The organism is Pseudomonas gessardii (assembly GCF_001983165.1).
In the GTDB taxonomy this organism is placed as follows: Bacteria; Pseudomonadota; Gammaproteobacteria; order Pseudomonadales; family Pseudomonadaceae; genus Aquipseudomonas; species Aquipseudomonas gessardii.
Map to the genome: position 1 here is coordinate 27,613 of NZ_MNPU01000038.1, position 18,342 is coordinate 45,954.

Annotated in this window: 13 protein-coding genes and 1 riboswitch; of the genes, 6 read left to right on the plus strand and 7 right to left on the minus strand. The window is 61.4% G+C overall.

Annotated elements, in window-relative coordinates; translation table 11 throughout:
- Nucleotides 1–50: 50 nt before the first annotated feature.
- Together BLL38_RS21805 and BLL38_RS21810 are read right to left on the minus strand one after the other, a co-directional pair.
- Entirely contained in the window at nt 51–356 is a 306-nt protein-coding gene (locus BLL38_RS21805) for an XRE family transcriptional regulator (RefSeq protein ID WP_076964302.1), read from the minus strand.
- A complete protein-coding gene (locus tag BLL38_RS21810; RefSeq protein ID WP_076964303.1) occupies nt 349–714 on the minus strand; it encodes a type II toxin-antitoxin system RelE/ParE family toxin in 366 nt (121 codons plus the stop codon). Before BLL38_RS21810 ends, BLL38_RS21805 begins: the two co-directional genes overlap by 8 nt.
- Nucleotides 715–992: 278 nt before the next feature.
- Between BLL38_RS21810 and BLL38_RS21815 the strand changes: the two genes are divergently transcribed.
- Nucleotides 993–2,801: a monovalent cation:proton antiporter-2 (CPA2) family protein gene (locus BLL38_RS21815; protein WP_076964304.1), complete on the plus strand. Its 1,809-nt coding sequence runs from the start codon at nt 993–995 to the stop codon at nt 2,799–2,801.
- 73 nt (nt 2,802–2,874) lie between these two features.
- Nucleotides 2,875–3,459 (plus strand): DcrB/PsbP domain-containing protein, encoded by a 585-nt coding sequence (locus BLL38_RS21820; RefSeq protein WP_076964305.1) that lies wholly within the window; start codon nt 2,875–2,877, stop codon nt 3,457–3,459.
- Between the two features lie 144 nt (nt 3,460–3,603).
- Here the strand turns inward: BLL38_RS21820 and cobF are convergent, their stop codons facing one another.
- Nucleotides 3,604–4,362 (minus strand): precorrin-6A synthase (deacetylating), encoded by a 759-nt coding sequence (gene cobF, locus BLL38_RS21825; RefSeq protein WP_076964306.1) that lies wholly within the window; start codon nt 4,360–4,362, stop codon nt 3,604–3,606.
- 47 nt (nt 4,363–4,409) lie between these two features.
- Nucleotides 4,410–4,976 carry a histidine phosphatase family protein gene (locus tag BLL38_RS21830; protein WP_076964307.1) on the minus strand — a complete coding sequence of 189 codons (567 nt, stop codon included), beginning with the start codon at nt 4,974–4,976 and terminating at the stop codon, nt 4,410–4,412.
- A gap of 179 nt (nt 4,977–5,155) precedes the next feature.
- Between BLL38_RS21830 and BLL38_RS21835 the strand changes: the two genes are divergently transcribed.
- The 4 genes from BLL38_RS21835 (at nt 5,156) to BLL38_RS21850 (ending at nt 13,291) form a co-directional block, all read left to right on the plus strand.
- A complete protein-coding gene (locus BLL38_RS21835; protein WP_130898254.1) occupies nt 5,156–9,718 on the plus strand; it encodes a hypothetical protein in 4,563 nt (1,520 codons plus the stop codon).
- 66 nt (nt 9,719–9,784) lie between these two features.
- A riboswitch (cobalamin riboswitch) is annotated at nt 9,785–9,989 on the plus strand.
- A gap of 91 nt (nt 9,990–10,080) precedes the next feature.
- Nucleotides 10,081–12,021, plus strand: a complete 1,941-nt coding sequence (locus BLL38_RS21840) for a TonB-dependent receptor plug domain-containing protein (protein ID WP_076964309.1) — start codon at nt 10,081–10,083, stop codon at nt 12,019–12,021.
- Nucleotides 12,021–12,380, plus strand: coding sequence for a (2Fe-2S) ferredoxin domain-containing protein (locus BLL38_RS21845; protein WP_076964310.1), 360 nt, complete (start codon nt 12,021–12,023; stop codon nt 12,378–12,380). Before BLL38_RS21840 ends, BLL38_RS21845 begins: the two co-directional genes overlap by 1 nt.
- A 20-nt stretch (nt 12,381–12,400) precedes the next feature.
- Nucleotides 12,401–13,291: an ABC transporter substrate-binding protein gene (locus BLL38_RS21850; protein ID WP_076964328.1), complete on the plus strand. Its 891-nt coding sequence runs from the start codon at nt 12,401–12,403 to the stop codon at nt 13,289–13,291.
- A 208-nt stretch (nt 13,292–13,499) separates the two neighbouring features.
- Here BLL38_RS21850 and BLL38_RS21860 read toward each other — a convergent pair whose 3' ends face one another.
- The 3 genes from BLL38_RS21860 to BLL38_RS21870 all read right to left on the minus strand — a co-directional run bounded on the left by BLL38_RS21860 (nt 13,500) and on the right by BLL38_RS21870 (nt 18,334).
- Nucleotides 13,500–13,934, minus strand: a complete 435-nt coding sequence (locus BLL38_RS21860) for a response regulator (RefSeq protein WP_076964312.1) — start codon at nt 13,932–13,934, stop codon at nt 13,500–13,502.
- Nucleotides 13,935–14,067: 133 nt separating this feature from the next.
- Nucleotides 14,068–17,706 (minus strand): transporter substrate-binding domain-containing protein, encoded by a 3,639-nt coding sequence (locus BLL38_RS21865; RefSeq protein WP_076964313.1) that lies wholly within the window; start codon nt 17,704–17,706, stop codon nt 14,068–14,070.
- A 1-nt stretch (nt 17,707) separates the two neighbouring features.
- Nucleotides 17,708–18,334 carry a response regulator transcription factor gene (locus BLL38_RS21870; protein WP_076964314.1) on the minus strand — a complete coding sequence of 209 codons (627 nt, stop codon included), beginning with the start codon at nt 18,332–18,334 and terminating at the stop codon, nt 17,708–17,710.
- Between the last annotated feature and the right edge of the window lie 8 nt (nt 18,335–18,342).

The following is an 18,342-nucleotide window of genomic DNA, read 5'->3' on the forward strand; positions in this document are numbered from 1 at the left end:
CAGAGCGATAGTAACAAGAATTGGCGCAGGGCCTGCCCCTGTAAAAGACGTCAGGTGGCGAAGTTCTCGATCTTGACCTGCCCGTCCGGGAACGTCGCCACAATCTCCAACTCCCCACCCATTGCACGGATGTAGTTGCGCAAGGTGCTGATGTACATATCGGTACGACGCTCCATCTTGGAAACCGCTGCCTGGTTGATATTCAGGGCCTTGGCCAGGCTCTCCTGGCTCATCTGTTGCGCTTTGCGCAGCTCGTGCAACGGCATTTCCTTGAGGTGCTGCCGCAAGATCCGCTCGGCATCGGCACGGGCCTCGGGGGTCATGCGCGCCTGCAGGTCAGCAAATTTCTTAGCCATGATTCAGGCCCTCCTTAAGCAATGTTTCCAAGTGTTCGTCATACAGCTTTTCGGCAATCGGAATATGGTCTGCATACCAGCGATTGCGCCCGGTTTTTTCACCACCGGTCAGCAGCAGCGCACATCTGCGCGGATCAAATACATACAGCACCCGATAAGGTCGCCCGGCATGCTGGATCCGTAGTTCCCGCAGGCTGCCATGTCGGGAGTTCTTGATATCGCTGCTGTGTGGAAAGCCCAGGGCTGGCCCCAAAAGGCCCAGTAAATCTACAGTCGCCGAGACAGAAGACTGCTCCTTTGCATCCAGCCCAAACCACCAATTGCCGAATTCATCCGTGTACTCAATTTCCCACTTCATGTAAATATGCCATCCATGGAATATAAACTCAAGGGCATAACTTTAGGACTTTCTACACGCGCCCGACACCTAGCTTTTAATTCAAAAAAAAACCGCCCTCACCGAACTCATTGAAATAAACGGTATTAAAACTTTCGCGAGCGCCCTGTAGGATTTATACGACATCCAACAGGCACTGGCACAAAGCGCTGTGCCCTGGCAAAAATTCAGATTCAGTAGCATAAAAGCGCGTTCTAATAGCGCCCTATCGATTCGCCTCAAAGATCCTGGAGTAAGCGATGCCCCATGAAGGCAACCTGTTACAAGCGGCCGTAGTGTTCCTGTTGGCCGCCGTACTGACCGTGCCCCTGGCCAAGCACCTGAAACTGGGCGCGGTGCTGGGCTATCTGTTCGCCGGCGTGATCATCGGCCCTTCGGCACTGGGGCTGATAGGCAACCCGCAAAGCGTCGCGCAGTTCTCCGAGCTGGGGGTGGTGTTGTTGCTGTTTATCATCGGCCTGGAACTGTCGCCCAAGCGCCTGTGGGTGATGCGCAAGGCAGTGTTTGGCGTGGGCCTGGCGCAAGTGCTGCTGACCGCCATGGTGATGGGGGCGGTGGCGCTCTGGGCGTTTGGCCAGTCATGGAACAGCGCGATTGTGCTGGGCCTGGGCCTGGCGTTGTCCTCCACGGCCTTTGGCCTGCAAAGCCTGGCCGAACGCAAGGAGCTGAACAGCCCCCACGGGCGTCTGGCCTTTGCGATCCTGTTGTTCCAAGACATCGCGGCGATCCCGTTGATCGCCATGGTGCCGCTGCTGGCCGGCGGCGACCACACCACCACCGCCGCCCAGGACCTGAACCACGGGTTGCAGGTATTGGGCAGCATCGCCGTGGTGATTATCGGCGGCCGCTACCTGTTGCGCCCGGTGTTTCGCATCGTGGCCAAGACCGGCCTGCGTGAAGTGTCCACCGCCACCGCGCTGTTGGTGGTGATCGGCACCGCCTGGCTGATGGAACTGGTGGGCGTGTCCATGGCCCTTGGCGCGTTCCTCGCCGGCCTGCTGCTGGCCGACTCGGAATACCGCCACGAGCTGGAATCACAGATCGAGCCGTTCAAGGGCCTGCTGCTGGGGTTGTTCTTTATCAGCGTGGGCATGGGCGCCAATATCAGCCTGTTGTTCAGCACGCCCTTTGTGGTGCTGGGCCTGACCCTGCTGCTGATCGGCATCAAGTTGCCGCTGCTGTATGCGGTCGGGCAGATGGTCGGTGAGCTGAACCGCGAGAGCGCAGTCCGCCTGGGCGTGGTCCTGGCGGCCGGTGGTGAATTTGCCTTCGTGGTGTTCAAGATCGGCCGCGACCAGGGCCTGTTCGCCCCGCACCTGTACGATGTGCTGGTGTTGACCATCACCCTGTCCATGGCCCTCACCCCGCTGCTGTTACTGCTGTGCCCGAAGCTGTTCCGGCCCAAGGCCAAGCCGGTGGAAGTGCCGGAAGAATACCGTGCGATCGAGAGCGATGCGCCACGGGTGGTGATCGCCGGCATGGGCCGGATGGGGCAGATTGTGGCGCGGATCCTGCGGGCGCAGAATATTTCGTTTATCGCCCTCGACACGTCGGTGGAAACCATCGAGCTGACCCGCAGTTTTGGTGGTATGCCGGTGTTTTACGGTGACCCCCAGCGCCCAGAGATCCTGCACGCGGCCAAGGTCGACCAGGCCGAGTACGTCGTGATCGCCATGGATGATCCCGAAATCAACATCAAGACCGCCGAGCTGGTGCGCAACCTCTACCCACACATGAAAATCATCGCCCGTGCCCGTAACCGCCAGCATGTGCATCGCCTGGTGGACCTGGACGCGTCACCGGTGCGCGAAACCTTCTATTCCAGCCTGGAAATGAGCCGCCGTACCCTGGTCGGCCTGGGGCTGAGCGAGACCCAGGCCGATGCGCGGATCAACCGTTTCAAGCACCACGACCTGCAACTGCTGGCCGCGCAGCACGCGGTGTACGACGACGCGGCCAAGGTGATGCAGTCGGCCCAGGAATCGCGCGCAGAGCTGGCGCGGTTGTTTGAAATGGACCGTCTTGAGGAGGAGTCGGGGAAGGTTTGAGGATGGATCCGAACGAAATTGCGAATTTTCTGACAGAATACAGCGCAATTTCGTTCATCCATTGGAAGACCTCATGCTCACCCTCAGCCAAACCGCCGCCCGCCTGGCCCTGACGCTGACTGTCAGCCTGGGCGCCAGCCCACTGTTCGCGGCCACCAAGCCGGCCGCGGCAGCGCCGGACGACTTCCAGATCGTCTCGACCCTGGACGGCAAGTTCACCTTCACCCTGCCCAAGGGCTATGTCGCCGACGCCCTGCCCGCCGGCGCGCAAGCCCAGGGCACTGCTGGCGCCAACGGCACGATGTATATCAACCAGGCGTCAAAAAGCGTAGTGGTCGTGGCCCAGACCCTGCGCAATGACGGGATCGACCTGCAAGACAACGAACCGCTGTTTCTCGATAGTGCGGTTGAAGGCTTCCTCAAGGACGTAGGCACCAGCCTGCCGGACTACAAGAAACTGGCGCAGAAGAAACTGCTGATCAAGGGCGTGGGCCTGCGCCAGGTTGATGGCACCGCCAGCATGGGCGGTGGCAAGACCTTGAACTCGACCTTCCTTGCCGGCGCAGGCAACCGCTTGCTGGTGATCCAGGCCATTTCCCGGGCCGAGGATGTGACGGGGCATGGGCTGCTGGTCAGGCAGATTACCAGCGGCAAGTGACCCCGCCCGGTAAAACGACAAAAATCCACTGTGGGAGCGGGCTTGCTCGCGATGGCGGTGTGTCAGTTGATAGATATTTGACTGACCCACCGCCATCGCGAGCAAGCCCGCTCCCACATTTTTTAATGCATTCCCCTCCCCCTCCTACGGCTTGCGTAGCAGGTAGGTATCCATGATCCAGCCATTAGCCTGGCGCGCTGCCTTGCGTACACGCTCGATCTCGTCGGCCACCTCGGCCACCTTGCCGCGGATCAGGATTTCATCCGGCGTGCCCAGGTACGCGCCCCAGTAGATCTCCAGGTCCTGGTCCGCGACGCTGCGGTAGGAGTCCTCGGCATCGAGCATCACCACCAGGGTGTCGGCATCGCTGGCCTGCCCCGCCGCGAGCCGCCGCCCGGTGGTGATCTCGATCGAACGGCCGATGCGGTTCAGCGGCACTTTATGCTGGGCCGCCAGGGCCTGGACGCTGGTAATCCCGGGGATGACGTCAAACTCAAAGGCACAGCGCCCATCGGCCAGGATCGCCTGCAGGATACGGATGGTGCTGTCGTACAACGCCGGATCGCCCCAGGCCAGGAAGGCCCCCACTTCACCGTCAGCCATGTGTTCGTTGATCATGCGCTCGAAGGTCTGTTGCTTGTCGCGGTTCAGATCCTGCACCGCCGTGGTGTAGTCGATTTCGCCGCGCACACGCTCGGGGCAGTCGGCTTCGACAAAGCGGTAGGCGTGCCCGGCGTCGATATAGGTCTGGCAGATTTCCCGGCGCAGGTCGATCAGCTTGTCCTTGCTCTGGCCCTTGTCCATCAGGAAAAACACGTCGGTGCGGTTCAGCGCCTTCACCGCCTGCATCGTGATGTAGTCGGGGTTGCCGGCGCCAATGCCGATGATCAGGATCTTTTTCATGAAGGGGTTCTCAGTGCGGGGCTGCGATTTTGCCATGTTCGCGCCGCTCAGGTCTCGCGCGTTTCCAGGCGCAGGCGCCACACGCCGTTGAAACGCAGCTCGGTGGCGGACAACGGCTCCACATCAATCCGGTTGAACATCGCCAGCGGGCCCTGCATGGCGTACAGCAACGCGGCGCGGATCACAAAAGGATGGGTCACCGCCAGGACATGGCCCGGGGTCTGTTCCAGGGACCGCAGCCACTGCCCTACCCGCTCGCACAGTTGCTCAACGGACTCACCTCCATGGGGGGCCGCCGTGGTATCCGTCAGCCAGGCCTGCAAGGCGTCGGGCTCGGCAAGTTGCACCTCATCGAGGCCCTGCCCGCGCCACCGCCCCAAATCACAGTCGCGCAGGGCCTCTTCCACCTGCGGGGATTCGGCAAAAAACATGGCTGTTTGCCAGGTTCGGACCTCGGGGCCGCAGAGCACACGAGGGGCACGCTTGAAGCGGCCGGCCAATGACAATGCCGGCAACTGCCACGCGCTTTCCAAGGGCTCGTCCAACGCGAAACGCGCACGTTTTTGAGCAGGTGTGCGGGCATGGCACATAAGGGTCAAACGAGTGGCCTGCATCGAAAATCGCCCCGATTTCAAGGTAAGACCGACATCCTGACACAGGAGCACCAAGGCTTGTAGGAACACGGAAAGCCTACGAACGGCGGGAACGGATGCCGGACAGAAAGCCACCCAACATCAGACTTCACCGACAACGTTGCGAGCCCCTTGTTGAACCACTGCCTGAAGGAATAATCATGAAAGTCGCCAACCCCCGACCCACTCTGCCCGCCATGCCCAGCCCCCCAGGCTTGAACCCCTCACCCGAGCCTGCCGTTCAACAAGGATTACCCCTGCGACTGCCCCCGCCCAGAGACCGGGGCGCCGGAAAAACCTACGCACAACGCCTCGACGAAGCCCTGTTTCTTCCCGCAGCCTCGCCATCAGGCTCCCCCTTGGGCGCACAGGACAACCTGGCACGCTCACGACGCAGCCCTTCGCTGAATGTCATTACCCTGAACGCCCAGGCAAAAGCCGAACATACGGTCAGAGTGGCCGACAGTGAGCTGTCGGCGCAGTTCGCCGCCACCTTGATGAACCAGGTCATCTCACTTGATTCAGGTGCTCAAGACAGCCCGGAGACCCGGTTGGTCTACAACATCCCGCCCGATTCCACCTTCGCAAAAGCCTGGGCGCGGCTCACCCAGGCCCTCAAGGATGAGCCTTTTGCAACCTTTGCCAAAAATAACAACATCGACACATCACATTTCAAACTGAACCCAAGGTCCGGGTGGCTGGAGTGCATGATCAATGGCCAGCCAGCCAACTTTACAACGTACACCCCCGGCTGGGACGCGGTGTCTGCAGCCGTCGTGGCCGCCGCGCGCAATCTGGCGCCCACCCTCGAATCACCGTTTGAATATGCCGGCGAAGACCGCGCATCGCTGAATATCGTGGGCGACTTCTACGGTGCCAGCTACTCGAATACCAGAACTGACATGCTCCGTTTTATCGGTCGCTTACAGCATGACCATGGATTTCCTTGCGTAGCGTTCTCCAGGTCTCACCTGCCGCGTCATCACCTACCCGAACACCGGCACATCCAACAATTGCAACAGGATGCGATCGACACCCTCGCGGCGCAAATCACACAGGCGCAGGGTCAACACTTGCCTGCGCGACAAGTCAAAACCTCATCGCAGCTCATCGCCAAAGGCGATCTGGAACTGGCGAGGTGGTGCAGCACAGTCCTGACAGCCCGGCATACGGAAACCCGGCCCCCTGGAGAGGGCATCACCTCTGCCTTCGGGACGGTTCCAGAGTACTCGACCTTTGGACAGGTACGCATGGCCCTCGAAAACGCACTGGCCGAGCCTTCATTCTTGACCTTCGTGAAAAACAACAAGATTGATCTCTCAAGTATCAGCATTGCGCCACAAACCGGCGAACTGACCTGCCAGGTAATAGGGGCCAAAGGTGTCAAGGTCCAGAAGGTTTTCCGCATGACCGACGACTCAGGCTGGTCAGCCGTCAGCACCGACATCTGGGCGTCAGCCAAGAGCCTGGCCGCAGGCTCGACAGAGCAGGTGCGTCACCCCCGGCACAGCTGGATCAGTGTCAATGAGTTGTTGAATTTCTACGGGGAAAACCTGGCGACGGGGACGTTGCTGGAAACCCTCAAACGGTGCGCGGCACTCAACTACACCGGTTTCCCTGCCTTGAACGAGAACGCCCCAGCCCACAACGAACGCTCTAGCGCCGTCCGGGCGAAACGACGCGCGGTCATTGATCGCCTCGACAACAAAACCAGCCCCCGCGAAGCCACACCTGCCACGCCCCTTAACCCGACCACCGAGATAGCCAGTCGCCAGTTTGCCGGCGAGCCCGGCCTGCGCGCGGTCATGGCCCGACTGCTCACTGATGCCTTGAAGAGCGCATCGCCCGGGCTGGACTTCGATATCAACCACCTCGACTTTGCCCAGCCCGACCCGGACAAGCCTGGCCAGTTCAAGCGCACCCCCCTGATGGACCTGGCCCTGGATTACCTGACAGACGACGCTGTGCCAGACTTGCCCGCCGGCAGCAAGCTGGTCGATACCCGCCCTGATCTTATGGCCCATACCGGCAATACCCCGGACACGCCACTGCCCGTTGAAATGAACGATCTTCAAAGCGCTTTACGCGCCCTCCCAGGCCAAATGAACCCAGCCTTGGCAGCGGACGTGCCCAAGTACTGGGACCAGCCCGCCTTCAGCACACCCGCCTCTGGAGGTCTGCGCCCCTTTGCCGGCAGTCATCGGTCACTGATCAGTGACCTGCTGCGCGACAATGTGCGACTGGCCGGGCTCAAGCAACCGGGGCTCGATGAGCAGCAACGCGAAACCCTCGACCTGGTAGTGCGCTACCCCAATGGCTTGACGCGCCCAACCCCCACCGACAACAGCGAAGTGACAATCTTCGCCCTCGGCAGCCTTCCAGCGGCCAACCAAGGCGCAATCGAATCCACCTCGCCGAACCTGCTGATTCAGCGTCATATCGCCGAGCGTACGATTCTCCTGCTCTGCGAACCTAACGGCACAGTCACCCCGTATGACTCCTACGCAGCCTTCAACGCAGCACGCGAGCAAGAGCTCAACGCGCAATTCCCCGGGCAACGGCGCCTCAACACCTTGCGCAAAGTGGACGGCCATGCCTTCGATAACCAGGCCCAACCCCTTATCGATCAACGCCTGGATCACAGCCTTGCCAGTGCTGCGGCTTATCTCAACCTCAACACACTGGATCAGCCCCAACGCAAAATGCCAGCCTGGGTCAGTCAAGCCAGCGAGGCCGAGCGCTTTGTCTTACGTGGACTCAGCCTGGAACTGGCGAGTTTCACCCAGCGCAATAAAGGGCGGACCTACAACAGCGATATCCCGGATATCCGCCCCTTTGCCGAAAAGGCCTTCGGTCAATTGATGGTGTCGGGGCACCCGGCGAAAAACCTGGAAGTCGTGTTCAGGGTTCCCGTGGGCGGCAACTCCCCGGGTGGTGTGGTCAGTGGCAGCATCCATCGCGAACGCCTGAGCATGACCGATGTGCTCCTGAGAAACCTCTCGGGGCTGCCCAGCCGGGACGTGGAGGTCTATCTCAAACCGGGTAACACGCGGGTTCCCGAACTGGAAGTGGATGGCGAACTGCAGAAGCTGATCCAGAACATAGACGTGGGAAAAAATTACCCCGAGTTGCTCAAACGCGAACTGCTGGACGATCCCGCCAAAAAGGCCGAGCGCCAGTCTTTGTTTGCCCAGCAGATTCCGGTGGAACTGCAAATCAAGGCCCTGGAGTTGGCCGTTCAAAAACAATCGGGGTTCGACACCACAGGCTTGCGTTACGTCCAGGCAGCCGTCAATCCAGAACCCGGCACGAAGACCGTCGACGGCAAAGAAATCACCGTGCGACCGCTGGCATTCATCGCCGGGCCAGGCGCGACGCCCGACGTGGTCGACAACATGTACCTGATCGAGCCCGAAGACAGCACCAGCGGCCCGCACATTCTCTATCGCCCATTGATCGCCGACGCGCCGCTGCTGCAATTTCCGACCCGCCAGGCCTTGCTGGAGGCCATCCAGCAGCCAGGGCGTTTGCAAAAAGACATCCTGGCCTGGTTTCCCGACAGCTCGACCCGGGAATACTACAAGGCCTGGAGTTTCAAGGAGCCCTCCGCCCAGATCACCAGCCTGTTTGGCGTGGGTGACGGAGAAACCATTCCCGCCGCACCCACGCTGGCCGTAGGAAGCTACGCCGCTGCCGATGCGCTGAAGGCCAAACTGCAAACCGGGAGACTGATAAACCACCTGTACGACGCCAACGCCCAGGGCCTGATCAGCATGGCCGAACAACAATCTGTCTCCGATGCCGAAAGCCGCTGGGCAACGCTCAAGGAAGGCGGCTATCTGTTGCTCAACGCCGTACTGCCCGCCCTGCGCGGCCCGGGTGCCGCCATCGGTACGATGTTGCAGTTCCAGGGCCTTCTCAGCGACCTGCAAACGCTGGCGGACGATGACACGTCGAACAAAGAACCGGCCATGGCGGATCTGTTGCTCAACCTTGCGATGCTGGTGACCCATCGTCGAGCACGCCCCCTGCCCAGGCAGACCGACACACACCCGACCTCAGGGTTGGCCGAGACACCTCTGCGTGGTGGCCGCTACAACAGTATCGTAGAGGCGCCCAATGGCGAAAAGGTCCGACGCATGATCGTCATGAAGGGCAACATGAAAAAAATGCAACTGGTCAAAGGCAACCTTTTTACCTTTGAAGATGAATACAAAGGCAAACCCCGCCTCAACATCAACGCCCATGGCCGCGACCTCAGCTTCACGGAACAACTGCTGGGCAAGAGTTCAACCATCCTTTATGACGGCGCCGAGCATACCGCCGAACAACTGCATGCCCATCTGCTCGCCAAAGGCATCGACCCCAGCCAGTTCGACAACGTTCGCTTGCTTGTCTGTTACTCCGGCAATGGCTCCGAGAACTCCTTTGCCGCCGAGTTCCAGAGGTTGATCAAAAAGCCGGTGAAGGCCTTCGTGGGGACCGTGACAGTGACCCCCAGCCCCGAACTGGTCACCTCCGAATTTGAAACCGGCACCCAGATGCACGGACCGCAAAACGGACCGAAGCTGGTGAGTGACACCTACGCAGAATACGACAGTGTCGACACCGTCAAGGACCGCACGGGTATTTCCCTGATCCGCAACCCTCTGGAATACATTCTCTTCTCCTACTACCCCGTGTATTACCCGCCCCGCACGGGCGCTACAACGGCAAATCGCTGAGCACCCTCCAGCACGCGGCACTGGCCAATCGGTTCGTCGCATTGACGAACGGTCCTACGAATGTTCAGATGCGGCCCTGTTTCAGGTGCCGCATGCCGCCGTGCATGAGGTGAAACGGGAAACCGGTACGCTCGTTCGAGCAAGTCCGGTGCTGCCCCCGCAACGGTATTCGCGTGACCCCTTCGTTACACCACTGTGGCCAGAACGCCATGGGAAGGTGAAGGGTTCGATACGCGAGAGCCCGGAGACCGGCCTGGAATTTCTGTTTGGCATAATCCTGCGGTGGGCGGGCATGGGCCGGTGTCGGTGTGTGCCCGGCGCCTTCTCCTGCGTGCTTCTGCGAAGATACTTTCGAGAAGACTATGATTTTCCAACGTTCCTCTACCTCTGGCCCAACCCTGCTCCTGGGTTGCCTGTTCAGCCCGCTGCTGCTCGCCGATGACGCGGCCCTGGTGCTCCATCCGCAGACCGTTTCGGCGCCGTCGGTGGAATCCACCACCGTGGCCGAGATGGCCCAATACGGCAGCAAAGTGGCGATTGTCACCCGCGAACAGATTGAACGCGCCGGCCCCAGCGCCGATATCACGCGGGCGATGCAGATGTTTATCCCCGGTTTCTATGTCGCGCCCAAAAACGGCCCGTTCGACTACGGCACCTACTCCCTGCTGGGCGGGCGCAATGACGACACCCTGATCCTGCTCGACGGCGTACGCCTGAACAACCGCCTGTACGGTGGCCTGTACCTGGACACCCTGCCGGCCAACGCCGTGGAGCGCATCGAAGTGCTCAAGGGTGGCCAGAGCCTGTTGTTCGGGACCCAGGCGGTGGCGGGCGTGATCAATATCGTCACGCGCAGCCCGCAGACCCGCGAGGTGTCCGGCGAAACCAACCTGGGCGTCGATACCTTTGGCGGCACCACCGGCGATGCCCGGGCCGAGCGGGTTTTCACTAACGGCCTGGGCGACCTGGGCCTGCTGGCCTATGTCAGCCATAACGTGTCCGAGGGCTACCAGCCGTTTCGCAACCGCGACATGAGCCATGTCAGCGACAAGAAACGTTCCTACGAAGTCACCACCCTCGGCGCCAAGGCCATCCAGTCTATTGGCGATGACTCGCGCCTGGAGCTGTTCTACCAGTACTCCGACGCCAACCTGGACTTCGCCGGCGCCACCAACAACCGCAAGACCACCAACGACCGCGTGCAACAGATCGCCACCGCGACCTTCGAGCAACGCCTCAACGAGCGGCTGAGTTACTTCGTCAAGGGCCATATCAACGACTGGGACACGCGTTACTCGCGGGTCAACAACACCGCCGACGGCGGCACCCTGGTACGCAACCACAATGACTACTGGGGTTTTACCGACTGGGGCGTGCAGGCCGAAGGCAAGGCTGAGCTTGAAGGCGGGCATGTGCTGGTGTTCGGCTCCGACAACCAGTGGTTCAAGGGCCAGGACGATGTGCTGGTCATCGACAACAACCAGGCCGAGGCCCACGCCCTGTACAGCCAGTTGCGCCCGCAGATCGACGCCCTGCCCGACTGGCACCCGAGTATCGGCGTGCGCCACGAAACCATGAGCGGCGGCGACAGTGCCACGGTCGGCATGCTCACCTCGCTCTATGACCTCAACGCCAACTGGGCCCTGCGCGGCCAGTACGGCACCGCCTACAAGCTGCCGAATGCCGAGCAACTGTTTGTCAATGAGCCCGGCGACGAACTCGGCAACCGCAACCTCAAGCCGGAAAAAAGCCGCAACGCCGAGCTGGGCCTGGACTACAAGGGCCTGCTGGCCGACCGTGAGTTCAGTGCCAGCCTGACCCTGTTCAAGCGCACGATCACCGACCTGATCACCCTCGACGATATCCAGTGGGTCAACGGCCAGGGGCAGATCCAGATGCGCGGCTTCGAGGCCGACGCCAAGTGGGCGCTCAACGACCAGTGGAGCCTGCAGGCGGACATGACCCGCAACCTGACCGAGTCGCGCGCCGGCGTCACGATCAATGATGTGCCCAGTTTCTTCGCCCGTTCGCGGGTGGGTTTCGAGTCGCAGAACCGCCTGTGGGGCGCCGGCGCGGCCATCCGTTATATCCACGATGTGACCAGCTCGAAACGCATCGAGTACGGTCACTACTCGGTGGTGGACGCCGACGCCTACCGCTACCTCGACCACGCCCATCAACACCGCGTGAGCCTGCTGGTAGAGAACCTGTTCGACCGCGACTACGTCACCAGCCGCTCCAGCAATGTCGACAACCTGGGCCGCCCCTTCACCTCTGAGGTGCGTTACACGTATCGCTTCTGATGACTGAAATCACACACATCGACGGGGTGGACAGCCACCCCGACTGGTCCCGGATCCCCGAGCATGCCCGCCATGTGCTGCTGTGCACCGGCCCGCGCTGCACCCAGCGTGGCGCCTTGCAACTGTGGAAAACCCTGCGCCGACGCCTGCTGGAACACCAACACATCGAAGTACCCGGCGGTGTGCTGCTGACGCGCACCCATTGCCAGTTCCCCTGCAACCTGGGGCCGGTGCTCACGGTGTACCCGGAGCGCTGCTGGTATGGCGTGCGCAGCAAGGCCGATGCCGTGCGCCTGGTGGATGTGCACCTGGTGGGCGGCGACGTGGTCGAAGCACTGCTGATCCGGGAGCACCCGTGAAGCGCCTGGCAGGCTTGGCCATGGCCCTGCTGGGCAGTGCCTCGGCCCTGGCGGACGGCTATCGCAATTGCCAGCAGGATTGGCACCTGCCTACTGCGCCGCCGTCGCGCATCGTCGCCCTGAACCAGCACGCCGCCGACATGCTGCTGGCCCTGGGAGCCGGCCCGGCGCTGGTGGGCGTGGCGTACCTGGATGACAACGGCACCGCACACCAGCAGGGCCAGTATCAAGGCGTGCCGGTGATTGCCCCGCGCTACCCGGCCAGCGAAGTGTTGTATGGGCAAAAGCCGGACCTGGTGGTGGGCGGCTTTGCCACGGCCTTTGGCAATGGCATCACCTCGCGCACCGGGCTGGCCGGCAACGGTGTGGCCTCGTACCTGTTGGAGTCGGCGTGTGCCGGGCACTCCCTGGATTACTTCGGGCATATTCGCAATGACCTGCTGACCCTGGGCAACCTGCTGCATCAACCACAGCGGGCCCGCGACTTGATTGAGGCCCTGGACGCCGACCTGGCCAGCGCCCAGGCACTGGCCAAGCCGGCCAAGCCCTTGTCGGTGTTTTACCTCGACAGTGAAGTCAATGGCCTGGACAGCGAAGGACAACACGGTTTCGTCAGCGCCCTGCTGGCCGCTGCCGGAGCGCGCAACCTGTTGGCCGGGATCAATCAATACCGGGTCAGGGTCAGCAGCGAGACGTTATTGATGAGCGACCCGGATGTGATCCTGCTGGCCGACGCCCTGTGGTCCCCGGCCAGCCGCAAACGCCAGTTGCTGACCCACGACCCGGTGCTGTCGCGCCTGCGGGCAGTGCGGGAGAACCGCCTGATCGAGATCCCGTTTACCCATCTGGTGCCCACTGTCGACAGCGGCAAAGTGGCGCTGGACCTGGCGCATAAGCTCAACGCCCTGTAGGAGCGGGCTTGCCGTAATGCCGTTCAGTTAAGCGAACGCAATACTCAAAGCAGCGAAGATCAAATGTGGGAGCGGGCTTGCTCGCGAAGACGTCGGCCCAGCCAACATTGATGTTGACTGACCCACTGCTTTCGCGAGCAAGCCCGCTCCCACAGGCCAGGCCATTGCCTGACCAGCCCCAAGGGCATTGCACCGCAATGGGACTGAGCTAGACCGCCGGGCTGCGCGCCAGCTCCCGCAGCCATGGCAACACCCGCAAACCGCTGGCCGGTGACGGCGGGTCGATGATGTCCATGAAATGCTCCAGGGTGATGCTGTCGGGCGATCCCGGCAAACGGACCAGGGCCAGGGGCGCCAGGCAGGTCGGCGGCCCCAGGTCCTGGTCGTCATACACCAGCACATGGCGCACCTGCGGGTGTTGCTGCTGGAACGCCAGCGCGCCACCGCCGTTGGCGGCCAGGCCTGCATTGATGATCAACACGTCGAATGGCTGGGCAGGGATATCGGTCAGGATCAGCACTTCCTCGAAGGTCTGCACCGGGACAATCCGGTAGTAGCCCAGTTGGTTGAGCATTTTTTCGATGTGTAACCGTTGCAGGTGCTGTTCATCGGCAATCAGGATCGTCAGTGCTTTGGTTGGCATGGCAAGTCCCTGAGCAGGCAGCGCTCGTGGAAGGAAGGAGCGACCTACTCTTCCAGACATAATTCGACGAAAAAATCAGCGTAGTTCCCCCTACACGTAGGAGTTCTCCCAAACCCTCCCCGAGCCTCTCCCCTTATACCCGGTTGCAATAGTCCGTCAGGGCCTGATGCAATTGATCAATGGCCTCTTGCACACCGGCCACCGCCAAGCCCAACGCCCCCGGATCCTGCTGTTCACAGGCCGCCTCCAGTGCTTCGCAGTGGCTCACCAAGACCTGCGCCTCGACCAGGCGCGCCCCGCCCTTGGTCCTGTGGGCCAGGTCATGCAAGTGGGCGTAGTCGTTTTCTGCAAGCAAGGCCTGTAGTTGCGTGCGATCGGCGCTGAGGCTGTCGAGCAGTTGCGCCAACAACTCCTTGACGGCGTCAGTGTCAGAGCCGGTCAACTTCAATAAACGACTCAAGTCGAGCGCCGGGGCCGGGGCAGCCGTCACCAGCTCATTGACCGAAGGCATGGCCGTACGTGAGGCCAGCGCGGCATGCAGATCCTCAAGCCCGGTGGGTTTGAACAGGCAGCCGTCCATCCCCGCCGCCAGGCAACGCTCGGTTTCCTCCGGCTGGGCATTGGCGGTAAACCCCAGCAGCAGGCAGGGCGCCAAGCCACGGGCGCGCTCATCGGCACGAATGTCCCGGGCCAGGTCATAGCCGTTTTTCAGCGGCATATTGCAGTCGGTGATCACACCGTCAAAGCGCTCGGCCTGCCAGCATTCCAGGCCCTGCACCCCATCGTTGGCGGTGGTGATCCGGTGCCCGAGGAAACTCAGCTGCCGGGTCAGCAACTGACGATTGGCCGGGTAGTCGTCCACCACCAGGATATTCAATACATGGGCCGGCGGCGCCTCCAGGGCAACCGGTTCGGAATGCGCACTGGCCGAAGCGGCCACCGCCAATGGCAGTGTGACCTCGACCCGTGTGCCCTGCCCCAGCACGCTACTCAATTTCAGCTGGCCGCCCATCATTTCACACAGGCTGCGGCTGATCACCAGCCCCAGCCCCGAGCCACTGCGCGCCGACTGGTCAGTGTTACGCCCTTGAATAAACGGGTTGAACAGGCGCATCTGGTCCTCGACGCTGATCCCGACCCCGCTGTCCTCTATCACCAACCGCAGGCTCAGGTAGCCATTGGCAACGGCGGGCGATCCACTGGCACTCAAGCGCACATGGCCCTGGGCCGTAAACTTGATGGCATTGCTCAACAGGTTGGAGACCACCTGCTTGAAGCGCAGCGGATCGATCAAAACGTGACGATCGACCAGCGGGTCCAGGTCCACCTGCAAGACCAGGCCCTTGGTGCGCGCCAGCCCTCCGAAGATACGCACCACCGAGGCCAGCAGCTCGCGCAGGTTCGAGGGTTCCAGGGTCAGGGACAAGTGCCCAGACTCGATCCGGGCAATGTCGAGAATATCGCCGATCAACTCCAGCATGCCCCGCGAAGCGTCGGAGGCCACCGCCAGGGCGTCATGGTCGATACGCCCCTGCTCGGCATTTTTCAGGGCCAATTCGATCATGCCGATCACCGCATTCATCGGCGTGCGGATCTCATGGCTCATGGTTGCCAGGAAGGTGGTCTTGGCACGGTTGGCCGCATCGGCCCCTTCCTTGGCCTCCTGCAATTGCCCCAGCAAACGCTGGCGCTCGCTGACATCCACCCAGCCGGCAATCATGCCCACGACCTTTTCGTTGGCATCGCGGTACGGCAGCATCCAGTGGTAGATGGTCAGGGTCGCGCCCCCCGGCACCTTGAGCACCCGGTCATGAATCTGCGGTTCGCCGCGCTCCATCAGGCGCATGTAGTCTTCATGGTAGGACTGGGACTGGGGCTGATTGCCGGTGTCGGTCTCGACCACGGTCTTGCCGATCACATCTTCGAGGTGAAAGCCGAACACATTGAGGTAGGCACTGTTGCACGCCATCAACCGGCCCAGGCGGTCGCGCACATAGATCGGGTGCGGCGTGCCGTCGATCAACACGCTCATAAAGCGCATCTGGTCGCTCAGGGCGCGCTCGGCCTGGGCCCGCTTGCGGATCAGGCTGCGCAGGTAAATGGCCCAGCCCAGGGTGATCAGCAACAGCACGGCGGCCAGCGAGAACCCCTGGATAATCGTGTTGCGGTGCCGTAGCCAGTAGCTGTCGTCGATCACCAGCTCGCTGCGCCAGCGGTTGGTCAACTCATCCATTTCCTGGGGCGTGATGCTCAATAGCGCCTTTTCCAGGATCGAGAACAACTCCAGTTGACCGCGCCCCACACCAAAGGCCAGTCGTGCCGGCTGCGAGCCAACCGTACTGGTGATGCGCAGGCGGTCACGGTATTGATGGGCGATCATGTAGCGCGCAATGATCAGTGCGTTGACCGAGGCGTCGGCCCCCGCGCTGGCCACCAGGGCCATGGCCTGCGCAGGGGTCTCGACGTCCACCAGCACGATCTTGGGGTAGTCGCGGCTGATGATTTCCCGCTGCACGCTGCGGCCGATGACCGCCAGGCGCTTACCCGCCATGTCATCCAGGGTGACCGGGCTGCGGTCATCGTCGCGCGTGACCAGCACGAACGGGTTGCTCAGGTACGGCCGGGTAAAGCGGATCTTGTCCTCCCGGGACATGCTCGGCGTAATGAGCGCGATCATATCCGCCTCGCCCTCGCTGACCTGCTGGACTTGACGCGGCAGCGAATTGCCGCGTACCACATCGAACTTCAAGCCGGTACGCAAGCTGATCTGGGCCAGGACCTCGGCACTCAAGCCCTGCAATTGGCCTCGATCGTTGAAAAATGACAAGGGCATGAACTTGTCCAGTGCCGTGACCTTGATCCGCGGATGCTTGTCCAGCCAGCGCTGTTCACTGGCGCTCAGGCGCAGGCGCTCGCGACCAACGATCCCCAGGTTGCCGGCGCTCCAGCGGCGCAGGATCTCCATTTGTTCGTTGATCGGGATCACTGCCAGCGCCGCATTGAAGATACGCAGCAGCCGCACATTATCCCCAGTAAAAGCGAACGCGAAAGGGTTGACCTCCAGGCTGGAAAAGTCGGCCATGCGCACATTATTGAGGTGGTTTTTGTTGATCAGATAGTTGGTGCTGATCGCATCGCCCAGGTAAACGTCCGCCTGGCCAAAGGCTACGGCGCCAATCGCCTCGAAGGTCGACGAATAAAGCTGCAATGAAGCATTGGCGTAATAGGCCGCTACCGCCTCGGGCTGCATGTAGTGATAGAGCATGGCCAGGCGCTTGCCCGCAAGCTCCGCGCTCAGGGCCTGGCTGTCATCGACGCGCGTCACCAGGGTCGGCTGGTCGTTGGCATACGAATGCGAAAGCCTTAGCTGCCGGTCCGCGGCCTCGTAGCCATTGGCCGTGCCGAGGAAGTCCACGTCACCGCGCTTGAGGGCCGCAATAACCTCGTCCCGGTGCTCGTAGCGCTGCACCTGGATCGCGACGTTCAACGCCTGGCCGATCAACGCGGCATAATCGGCGGTGATTCCTTCCAGATCGTCGTTGTTGTTCGTCAGGTCGAAGGGGGCATAGTCGGGAGCCGACACCCCCATCACCAGCGTGCGGCGCTCGCGTAGCCAGCGCCAGTCCGCTTCATTGAGGTTCACCTGCGGGGCATCCAGCCTCGAATGCCCCAACAGTTGCAGAGTCTGTGGCTCGCCCAGAGCCACGTTGACGGTGAGTGACAGGTTCGCCAGCCAAAAGGCCGCGAACCATTTGCCCAAAGTGCTCGACATATCAGATCAAATGATTGCGATGGGCGAACTTGGATAAGTGCACCACTGAAGACATACGCAGTTTCTCCTTCAACCGGGTCTTGTAAGTGCTGATGGTCTTGTGACTCAACAGCATGTCCCTCGCGATTTCATTGTTGCCCAGGCCCAGGGCCAGCTTCTGCAAGACCATCAGTTCGCGGTCGGACAGGGCCTCTACCAGTTGCTGTTCCGTGGTTTGCAAGTCGTCCTTGCGTACGGAGCTGGTGGGCAGGCTGGGGAAGCAGCTGTAGTTGGACATGACCGCCTTGATGGCTTTTTGCAGCTCATCCAGCTCACCGGTTTTCGCGACAAACCCCATCGCCCCGGCGCGCATACAACGCGTCGAGAAAAACACCGCCAGGTAAGAGGTCAGGACCAGGATTTTACAAGGCAGGCCCAATGCCTTGATTCGGCTGATCACCTCCAGCCCGCCCAGCTTGGGCATCGCCAGGTCCAGAATGACCAGGTCTGGTCGTTCCTCCCTGGCGATCTGTAAGGCATCAGCACCGTTGGCGGCCTCGAAAATCGTCTCGAAGCCCTCTTGGCGTAACAAGTATTTAACAGTTGCACGAATGAACGGATGATCATCCACGATTAACGCTTTGCTCATGCGACTCC